General features: G+C 70.4%; 10 protein-coding genes. 7 read left to right on the forward strand and 3 right to left on the reverse strand.

Annotation, left to right across the window (positions count from 1 at the left end):
• On the reverse strand, nt 1-1,363 hold a 1,363-nt coding region (locus tag ACFWGD_RS12810; protein WP_377779078.1), incomplete at its 3' end, for an MFS transporter.
• Nucleotides 1,364-1,491: 128 nt separating this feature from the next.
• Between ACFWGD_RS12810 and ACFWGD_RS12815 the strand changes: the two genes are divergently transcribed.
• From ACFWGD_RS12815 to ACFWGD_RS12845, 7 genes are all read left to right on the forward strand, one after another.
• Nucleotides 1,492-2,238 carry a TetR/AcrR family transcriptional regulator gene (locus ACFWGD_RS12815; RefSeq protein ID WP_377779079.1) on the forward strand — a complete coding sequence of 249 codons (747 nt, stop codon included), beginning with the start codon at nt 1,492-1,494 and terminating at the stop codon, nt 2,236-2,238.
• A 128-nt stretch (nt 2,239-2,366) separates the two neighbouring features.
• Entirely contained in the window at nt 2,367-3,314 is a 948-nt protein-coding gene (locus tag ACFWGD_RS12820) for an NmrA/HSCARG family protein (protein WP_377779080.1), read from the forward strand.
• 266 nt (nt 3,315-3,580) lie between these two features.
• Nucleotides 3,581-3,775, forward strand: coding sequence for a hypothetical protein (locus ACFWGD_RS12825; protein ID WP_377779081.1), 195 nt, complete (start codon nt 3,581-3,583; stop codon nt 3,773-3,775).
• A gap of 89 nt (nt 3,776-3,864) precedes the next feature.
• Nucleotides 3,865-4,734, forward strand: coding sequence for a JmjC domain-containing protein (locus ACFWGD_RS12830; protein WP_377779082.1), 870 nt, complete (start codon nt 3,865-3,867; stop codon nt 4,732-4,734).
• An 18-nt stretch (nt 4,735-4,752) separates the two neighbouring features.
• Nucleotides 4,753-5,616, forward strand: a complete 864-nt coding sequence (locus ACFWGD_RS12835; protein WP_377779083.1) for a JmjC domain-containing protein — start codon at nt 4,753-4,755, stop codon at nt 5,614-5,616.
• A 169-nt stretch (nt 5,617-5,785) separates the two neighbouring features.
• On the forward strand, nt 5,786-6,841 hold the full coding sequence (locus ACFWGD_RS12840) for a LuxR C-terminal-related transcriptional regulator (protein ID WP_377779084.1): 1,056 nt from the start codon (nt 5,786-5,788) through the stop codon (nt 6,839-6,841).
• A gap of 155 nt (nt 6,842-6,996) precedes the next feature.
• Nucleotides 6,997-7,428, forward strand: coding sequence for a hypothetical protein (locus ACFWGD_RS12845; protein ID WP_377779085.1), 432 nt, complete (start codon nt 6,997-6,999; stop codon nt 7,426-7,428).
• 15 nt (nt 7,429-7,443) lie between these two features.
• Here ACFWGD_RS12845 and ACFWGD_RS12850 read toward each other — a convergent pair whose 3' ends face one another.
• Nucleotides 7,444-7,647, reverse strand: coding sequence for a hypothetical protein (locus ACFWGD_RS12850; RefSeq protein WP_377779086.1), 204 nt, complete (start codon nt 7,645-7,647; stop codon nt 7,444-7,446).
• Nucleotides 7,648-7,855: 208 nt separating this feature from the next.
• Nucleotides 7,856-8,083: a response regulator transcription factor gene (locus ACFWGD_RS12855; RefSeq protein ID WP_377779087.1), complete on the reverse strand. Its 228-nt coding sequence runs from the start codon at nt 8,081-8,083 to the stop codon at nt 7,856-7,858.
• Nucleotides 8,084-9,784: the final 1,701 nt, after the last annotated feature.

Consider the following 9,784-nt stretch of genomic DNA (forward strand, 5'->3'; position numbering starts at 1 on the left):
TGAAGGCCTCCCGGGCGGCGTGGACCAGGCCGCCGTCGCCCTGGGCGACGGCCAGCGCGCCGCCGATCGACTGCTTCGCCGCCTCGGGGGCATCGGCCGGCATCTGCCGGGTGAACCCGCTGGTCAGCAGCGAGCCGAGGATGGCGATGCCGAGCGCGGTGCCGGCCTGCTGGATGGTGTCGTTCAGAGCGGAGCCGACGCCCGCCTTGTCCTGCGGGATGGTCCCCATGAGCGCCCCGACCGCGGCGGGCATCGCAAGCCCGGCCCCGAGGCCGAGGAGGCCGAGGGCCACGGCGGGAACGGTGAACCCGGTGTCGGCCGACACGGTGGCCAGCAGCGCGAAGGAAGAAGCCATGACGACCATCCCGGCCAGTACCAGGAGCCGGTTGCCGATCTTCGAGACGAGCCCGGCCCCGGCGCCGTTGCCGATGAGGGCGGCGACGGCGAGCGGCACGAACGCGAGGCCGGCCTTGACGGGGGAGTAGCCGAGGACGAACTGCAGGTACTGGGTGAGCACCAGCAGCAGGCCGCCGTTGCCGATCTGTACGAGGGTCAGCGAGAGCGAGCCGCCGCTGAAGTTGCGGTGCTTGAACAGGACCAGCGGCACCATCGGCGAGGGCGTGACGTTCTCCCAGACGACGAACCCGACGAGCGCGACGACCGCGACGGCCAGGGTGATGGCGGAGCGGCCACCGAAGGCGCCGTGCTGCGGGAGCTCGATGATCCACCAGATCAGAGCGGTCATACCGGCCGCGGACAGCACCGCGCCCAGCGGGTCGGGCTTCTGCCAGGGCCCCTTGGACTCCGGCATGAGGGTGAGCGCCGCCAGGACGGCCAGTGCGACGACGGGCACGTTGATGAAGAAGATCGAGTGCCAGGAGAAGTGGTCGATCAGAACACCGCCCAGCACCGGGCTGCCGACCAGACCGAGCATGGACACCGAGCCCCAGGCCGCCATCGCCTTGCCGCGCTCGTCCTCGTCGAAGACCGTGATGAGGATCGACAGGGTCGAGGGCATGATCAGCGCACCGCCGACGCCCATCGCGGTGCGTACGGCGATCACTTCGCCGGGGCTGGTGCAGAAGGTCGCGGCCAGCGACGCCGCCCCGAAGAGCAACAGCCCGATGATCATTATCTTCCGCCGACCGAACCGGTCACCGAGGCTGCCCGAGGTGAGCAGGAGCCCGGCGAACACCAGGATGTAGGAGTCGAGGATCCACTGGGTGTCCTGGGCGCTCGCCCCGATGTCCTCCGTCATCGACGGCACCGCGACGGTCAGGGCCATGCTGTCGACGACCAGGACCAGCGTGCTGAGGCAGAGCACGATCAGGATCCACCAGCGACGTGGGTTGCGGGCTTCCATGGGAGCTTCCTTCCGACCTGAGCACACTGTTCCTTCGATGCGCACACTGTACGCATCACGGAACACTGTGCGCAACCCCCGCTCTGTGTACGCTAAATGCGAACGCTGTACGCAAAAGGAGGAGCGGTATGCCCACCAAGCCCACCCCGCCCGAGAACACGAACCCGATCCCCTCGGTGTGGACCCGCAGGCAGCGAGAGACCCAACAGCCCGCCCTCACCCGGACCGCGATCGTCCGCGAGGCGGTGGCCATGCTCGACGCCGACGGCATCGAGGCACTCAGCATGCGCAAGCTCGGCGCCCGCCTGAACGCCGGCGCGACCTCCCTCTACCGGCACGTCGCGACCAAGGAAGAGCTGATGGAGCTCGCAGTGGACGAGGTGTGCGCCGAAATCCTCGTCCCCTCCCCGGACCTCGCCCGCAAGGACTGGCGCGCCGCCGTCACCGAGGCCGCCGCGTCCTTCCGCACGACCGCCCTGAACCACCCCTGGCTCTCCTCGGTCCTGGGCCAGGCGGGCCTCGCCTACCTCGGCCCCAACCTCATGTCCTTCTCCGAACAGCTGGCCGCCCTGTTCACGGCCGCCGGCTTCCCCGAACCCACCCGCGCGATCGACACGGTCGTCACCTACGTCATCGGCATGAGCACCACCGAGGCGGCCTGGCTCACCACGGTCGCCCGCTCCGGCGAAACCGAAGCCGCCTTCATCGCCCGCCTCATGCCCGCCGCCCAACAAGCCGCAGCCGACCACGACCACCTCACCGAGGCCTACGCCACCGCGGTCACGCCCCTCGACCCCGCAGAAATCCGCGACACCAAATTCACCTACGGCCTGGACGTGATCCTGGACGGCCTGGCCCTGCGCCTCCCGCACTGACCCCGCGCGAGCGGTACGCCCATCCGGGGCGGGCTCGGCGTGTACCGCCGCCCGGCCTCGACCCGCGGCCATAGGTTTCGCAGCGGATACGCCTGGCCGTACAGCGAACAAGGAAGCGGGTGCCGGCGATGACCGAGCAGCGAACCGTCACCGTCTTCGGCGCGACGGGACACCAGGGAGGCTCCCTCGTACGGGCGATCCTCGCGGACCCGGGCAGCGGCTTCGCGGTCCGCGCGGTGACCCGCCACCCGGACTCGGACCCGGCCCGGGAACTGCGACGACTCGGCGCCGAGGTGGTCCGGGCCGACCTGGACGACGAGGAGAGCCTGGTCGCGGCCCTGGAGGGCGCCTACGGGGCGTACCTGGTGACCAACTTCTGGGAAGACATGGACGCGGCGCACGAGAAGGCCCAGGCGGCGGCCCTGGCCCGGGCGGCCGGGCACACGGGTGTGCAGCACGCCATCTGGTCCACCCTCGAAGACACCCGCGACTGCATCCCGCTCGACGACGACCGGATGCCCACGCTCCAGGGCTCCTACAAGGTCCCGCACTTCGACGGCAAGGCCGAAGCCGACCAGTACTTCACCGATGCCGGCGTACCGACCACCTTCCTGCGCACCACCTTCTACTGGGAGAACCTGTTCGGCTCGTTCGCGCCCCAGCGGGCCGAGGACGGCACCCTGGAGCTGAACTTCCCCATGGGCGACAGCAAGCTCTCCGGGATCGCCGTCGAAGACATCGGCAAGACCGCCCTCGCCATCCTCAAACGCGGCACCGACTTCATTCCCGCCACCATCAGCATCGCCGGCGAACACCTGCCCGTCGCCGACATGGCAAGGGCCCTCTCCGAGGCACTCGGACAACCCGTGCGCTACCGCCCGCTGGCCCCGGACGCGTTCCGCGCCCTCGGCTTCCCCGGCGCCGACGAGGCCGGCAACATGTTCCGGTTCTACGCCGACTGCGCCCCCCGCTTCACCGCCGCCCGCGACCTCGAAGCCATCCGCACCCTCAACCCGGCCCTCCAGAACTTCTCCACCTGGCTGACCAAGAACCGGACCAACTTCCCCCAGACCTGACCGGGGCCCCGACAACGTCTTGCTTACAGACCCTGCACCGCCCCCTGTCCGCCGGACTGTGGACGGGCTGCTGCGGCCGGGTCTGCTGGCTGTTGGCGGGTGGGGTGTTCGGGGTGGGGTGCCGGTCACGAAGGTGCGGGTCACGAGGGTGCGGGTCACGGGGGTGCGGGAGCGGGAAAATGTCACTGTCGGTGAGGGTGCGGGGCGGACAGGATTGAGATCAGTCAAGGGGAAACGCCCCGGGACATGAACTCACTGGAGATGACATGGACTTCTCGCAGAACACCGACGCTCCCGCCAAGACCGCTCTGAGCCTCTCCCGCAAGGCCGCGCTGGGTGTGGCGGCGGCCGCGGTCGTCAGTGGGGCGCTCTTCGCTCCGGCCGCGTTCGCCGCCGATGCCGCGCCGTCCGGCAGCGCCGTCGTGGCCGGGTGCGCGGAGTGCTACCCCGACGTCATCTGATCCCGCCGACCGACCGTCTGCTGCTGGGGCCCGCCCACCACACAGGGGCGGCGGGCCCCGCAGCCGGGCCAGAGCAAGGAGAGTGAGCCGTGGACTGGCTCGAACGCTGTGTGACCGACGCGGACCGCTTCCTGCGCACGCAGTGGCGCCGAGGGCCCGCTCTGCTGCGGCCGGCCGATCCGCCGACGGAGGTTCTCGGACTCGCGGATCTTGACGATCTGCTGGATTCGGGCACCTTGAGGGTGCCGTACGCCGGGCTGTTCACCATGGCGGGCGCGGTGCCCGAGGCGGCCTACTGTCCGCCTCGGGTGGTGGCCGGCCGGTACCTGGAAGGGTGGCTCGACGCGGAGCGGGTGCGTGCCCTGATCCGGGATGAGCAGGCCACCTTGCAGCTGCGCTACGTCAACCACTGGTATCCGCCGGTGCGGGAACTCACCGCGGGACTGGCACGGGAGCTCGACCGGCTCGTCGAGGCATTCCTCTTCTATTCGCAACCCGGGCGTTTCGGTGCGGTGCACCGCGACGACGGCGACATCCTGGTGCTCCAGCTGAGTGGTGCCAAGCACTGGAAGGTCTACGGGGGGCCGACGGACGGGCACTGGCAGCCCGTGCGGGAGGACGACCCGGGTGAGGTGTTGCTGGACACCGTCGTACGGCCCGGCGAGGTGCTGTACGTGCCCAACGGCTACGCCCATACCGCCCAGGCCACGGCGGACGGTCCCTCGCTGCACCTGACGATCGTGCTGCGCGAGGCCGGGGCCGACCACCTGCGGGCCCAGCTGCGGTCCTTCCTCGCCGAGGGCCTCGCCCTGCCGGCCCGTCCCCTGGGCGACGAGGACCTGACGGCGACGGCGGCCGCCCTGCTGGCCCATGTGACCGACCGGCTCGACGCCGCCGACGCCCCTTCCCTCGTGCACAGCGCCCGCCTGCACGCCTACAGCAGCCGCCCCACGGCCTGAGCGAGAGTGAGACCGACGATGGACTGGCTGACCCGATGCGTGGGCGACGAGCAGGAGTTCTTCGCCGCGTACTGGCGCCGCGCACCGGCTGTGCTGCGTCCCGAGTGCCCCCCGGTGGACGTGATCGCCACCGCCGAGACGGATGCTCTTCTGGATGCGGGACTCCTCAAGGTTCCCTACATCGGGCTGGTCCATGCGGACAGCCACGTGCCCGTCGAGCGGTTCTGCACCCCGCGGGTGGTGCTCGGTGAGCTCGTCGAGGACTACGCGGACGGCGACCTCGTACGGCGCCTGGTCGAGGAGGAACGGGCCACCGTGCTCCTGCGGTACGTCGACCAGTGGCACCAGGGCGTGCGGGCGCTGACCGCGGGGCTGGGCGAGCAACTCGGCCGGCAGGTGGAGGCGTTCGTCTTCCGCACCCCGGCCGGCACCCAGGGCCGCCCCCTGCACCGCGACGACGCCGACGTCCTCGCGATCCAGATCAGCGGCGAGAAGCGCTGGCAGGTTTACGGCGGACCGCGCGACGGCAACTGGGAGCCGGCCCGGGAGGACGGCGACCCGGGTGAAGTGCTCCTGGAGACCGTGCTGCGGCCGGGCGAAGTGCTGTACGTACCGCGGGGGTTCGCACACCGCGCCGATGCGGTGGGGGACGCGCCGTCCGCGCACCTGTCGCTGACCGTGCGCGAGGCGGGCACCGCGAACCTGTACGCCCTGTTGCAGGCGGTCCTCGCCGACGGGGCGCACATTCCAGGGCGACCGCTGGACGACCGGGAGCTGACCGAGGCCGCAGCGACGCTGATCGAGCACCAGCGCCGCGCGGTGGACGCCCTGACTCCCGGGACGCTGGTCGCTCTCGCCCGTGACGCCATGCGTGGTGTGTGACGCCTCCTCGCACCCTGCAGACGGATACGGACAGCCCCCGACGCCTCGTGCTCGGGGGCTGTCCGTCTGCCGTCCGGTGATCGCTTCCGCCTATCCTTGGCCCGGGCATCCAATGCGCCGGCCGCCGGCACGACCTGTCGGGCCGGCGGCGAAGGGGCAAGGGGTGGCAGTGCAGGGGGAATCGGGACCGTTCGACGCGGCGCGGGGGCTGGGGGAGAGCGACCTGGCCGTGTACGGCTGGGTGCTGGAGAAGCGGACGGGCGAGGCGGAGGCCGTTGCCGAGGGTGTCGGGATCACCGCCGGGGAGGCCGGGGCGAGCCTGGAGCGGCTGCGGCGGGCCCGGCTGCTGCACGCGCAGACCGGTCCCGGCGGGTCGCAGGCGGTGTTCGCGGTGGCGCCCGAGACGGCGCTGGCGCAGCTCGCCGCGCCCGTGGAGGCGCGGATACGGGAGCAGCAGGCCGGGCTCGCCGGGATGCGCGAGGACCTCGGCCCGTTCGTCGCCCGCTACCACCAGCGGCGCGCGCGCGGTGAGGGGTTGGAGCTCCTGGAAAACGTGCAGGACGTCCGCAACACCCTCAACCAGGCCTCGGACCGCTGCCGCAGAGAGGTCCTGACCAGCCAGCCCGGGGGCGGGTCGCGGGTCCCGGAGGCGATGCAGGAGGCGCTGGTGCGGGACCGGGCGATGCTGGCCCGCGGGATCCGGCTGCGTACGCTCTACCACCACACGGCCCGCTTCAACGGGCCCAGCCAGGCGTACGTGGCCGCCGCGTCGGCGCTGGGCGGCCAGTACCGCACCGCGCACGAGTTGTTCGGCCGGCTCATCGTGTTCGACCGCGAGGTGGCTTTCATCCCGGTCAGGGACGACAGCTGGGGTGCCGTCGTCATACGGGAGCCGTCCACGGTCGCCTACCTCTGTGAGATCTTCGAGCAGGCCTGGGACCGGGCCACCCCGTTTGCCGACGCCGCCGGCCAGGGGCTCGAAGAGGTCTCCCGGGAGATCCACGAGACGATCGTGCGGCTGCTCGCGGCCGGGCTCAAGGACGAGGCCATCGCCCGGCGGCTCGGGATGTCGCTGCGTACGGCACGCCGTCACATCGCCGACATCATGGAGGAGCTGGGCGCCGCCAGCCGCTTCCAGGCGGGTGCCCACGCGGCCGCTCAGGGGCTGCTGGCGGCAGGCGGCGGTCTCGAGGGGCAGCCGCCGTCCGGAGCGAACGCGGGCTGAGGAGCGATGCCGGCTGCTCGCAGGGCCGTCGCGTCGCGTGTTCTCGGGAGCGGACTTTCGCGGCTGGTCGGGGGGCGCCAGGTGCCCGATGCTGGTCGTACGGCCCCGGCAGGACGTCTGACGGGCGGCGTTTCGAACGAGGAGCGGGGCGGGGCATGGACGGCGGCGGGACCATGGCGCCCTGGGCGGCGGCGCAGAGCGCGGTCCATCTCACGGAGCTGGTGCTGTTCTTGTCGGTCCATCTGGACCGGGCGCCGGGTGTGCTGTGGCCCGAGTACGAGCATCCGGTCCTGGGCGCCCCGGAGTGGGCGCAGGTGCTCGACGGGCTGGCACTCGAACTCGGCCCGGGTGCGGGCCTGGTGGCCCGGAGCGGCGGGACGGTGAATCCCGCCGCGCACCGGGTGGTCCATCAGGTCGAGGGGGCGGGGACGTGGCGCCTGTCCGGTGACCGGGGCGGCGTGGGCGCGGACGGCTTCCAGTGCCGGTTGCGCTCGGGGGAGGTGCTGTACATCCCGGCCCGTTGGTCCTGGTCGGTGGAGCTGACGCCCGGGGGACGGTACGTGCTCACCGATCTGGCGCCGGTCTAGCCTTCGAAGCGGGGATCAGCCGCCCCAGGAGGTGTCGCACGGCTCCATCCGGCCGTCGCCGCCTGCCTGGAAGTCCGTCCCGGAGAGGGGCGTGCCGGTCGACTGGAGCACGATGTGGCCGCATTCGATGTCGTCGGCGTACGCGGGGGAAGCGGGCTGGAAGGCCAGCAGGGCGGCGGTGGCGACGGCGGTGAGGAGCAGGGCGAGGCGCTTCGGCATGGTTTCCCCAGGGACATGGCGGGGCCCGCCCGCTGAGCGGGCCCGGTGCGGTGTGTGGTGCGGATGCGGTGCGTGGCCAACACTGGCGCAGCCCGGTGGCGTACGTACGGGAGCGGGCCCTTCACCAACGTGCGTGACCGCAAAGTGAAGGGTGCTCAGATTCCGCAAACGCCAGCAGAGTCGGGCAAAGGGAAGGGCCTGGTGGGGCTCAGGAGACGTAACCGCGCTGGAGGGCGAAAACCACGAGCTGGGTGCGGTTGGCCGTGCCGGTCTTGTCGCGCAGCCGGCGCAGGTGCGTGTCGACGGTGTGCGGGCTGATGCCCAGCCTCCGGCCGATGCAGCAGTACGTCTCGCCGCCCGCGAGCAGAGCCAGGACCTGGCGCTCGCGGGGGGTCAGGGTGGGCTCGCAGACGGCGGCCTTCAGGGTGTCCGGCATGGCTGGCTCCTCCTCGTCGACGGGATCCGGAGGCGAGCCGTCGGGCCCGTCCGGAACACCTCTCACCCTGGGGCAGACCGGGGGTGCGCGGCGACGGGGGAACACCTCAGCAAACTGCGTGGCAGCAAAGCGAGGAGTCGGCAAAGTCGACAAAACAGACAGGAACGCACGCACACCAGCCCAGGAAGAGACCCCTCGGGCCTTGTCGACTCCTCAGCGAACACCCCCGTACGCCTCGGCCCGCTCATCACTCAGAAACCCCACCGGCACGCAGCCAGCCCCGGGGCCGTTGCGCCGTTCCCCCATACGCCCGACGTGGGGCCGCGCCCCGGCACGCCGCCGCCTTCCCGCTCGGTATACCGCGTGGGGGCCTGAATGCCACACCGGTGCTGCAGTAGTCGTCATCGCGGTGGGTCGTCGTTCGTGCTGGTTAGGGACGGGTTGGTGGTGACATTTTGGTGCGGTGTCTATGGGGTGTGGTTGGCGTCCGGGGTTGTGGGTGGCTGTTGTTGTCCGGTGTCAGAATCCCGCCATCGGAGAACAGTGCTGAAGCTGACGGGCACAGGGTTCGATGTGGCTGCGCGTCACGCAGTGCGTCGGTCATGCCCTGATCAGATGAGTCCCGCATTGATCTGTGTGGTGATCGGTCAGAAACCGGGCTGTTACCCCGGGCAGCGGATGGGAGCACCTAGCCCTGTAACTATCCCCAATCCAAAATGAGGCACGCCTGATGGGTGATGTTCAGATGACCGACCCCTCGCCCTCCTGATCTCCGAAGGCTTGCCAGCGCCAGGAGGCTGCCATGGAGGCAGGGTTACGATCGCATTTTCGGGCTGGTGTGTTGTGGTTGGGGGAGTTGTGCAGACTGGCGGGATTGGCGTTGCGGCTGATCGTGAGTGGGTCATCCAGAACGCGAAGGGGAAGAAGTTTGTGTACGAGTCGGCGGCTGAGGCTTTCGAGGAGCTGCACGAGTACGGGGAGGGTGCGGTGGTACTGACCCGTCTCGTATACCGGGGCTTGTTCCGTACGAAGCCGGTAGAGGACTGGCAGCCGGTAGAGCCGTCAGCGCTCTGATGCTCTGACCGCCGCTGCCGGCTGGGTGAATTCCTGCCTTCCTGGTGATCGTCTGGGTAGGGTCGTGTTTCGAATCGAGTATCGGGGGGCGATGTGGTCGAGCTGGGCGTGTTTTTCGGTGTGATGGGGTTGGCGGCGTTGTGGATGATATGGACTCTGCTACGGCGGGGGAATCGGCGTACGGAGACCGCAGAGGGTCTGCTGATTGAGCAGGCTCGCAGGGAACGGGCGAGCAGTGACCGGGTTTCCTACAGTTCGAACGCCATGCACAATTCGGCGACGCACGGGAACGAGTACAGGCCGTAGCCCGCGACCCGCCTCTTGGCAGTCAGATGCCCGCTACGCGGGCATCTGACTGGAGGCGAAGGCGGAGTCGGAAGGGCGAGGCGGGGGAGCGAAGCGGACCCACCCAACGGACCTTAGGGCCGGATCCCGTGAAACGGAGTCACTTCCCGAGCGGAGCGAGGAAGTATCTGGCCCGCGAAGCGGACTCGTTCTGGGTTCCGCTGCGGTCCCGTTGGGCTCCGCCCAGAACGAGTCCGACATAGGGGGCCGCTCGGGCCAGGGCGGCGGGCTGCTGAGGCACCCGTTCAAGCTGTTCAAGCCCGACATGGTGCAGGCGCACAC

Origin of the sequence: Corynebacterium sp. NPDC060344 (assembly GCF_042725215.1) — a bacterium.
Classification (GTDB): Bacteria; Actinomycetota; Actinomycetes; order Mycobacteriales; family Mycobacteriaceae; genus Corynebacterium.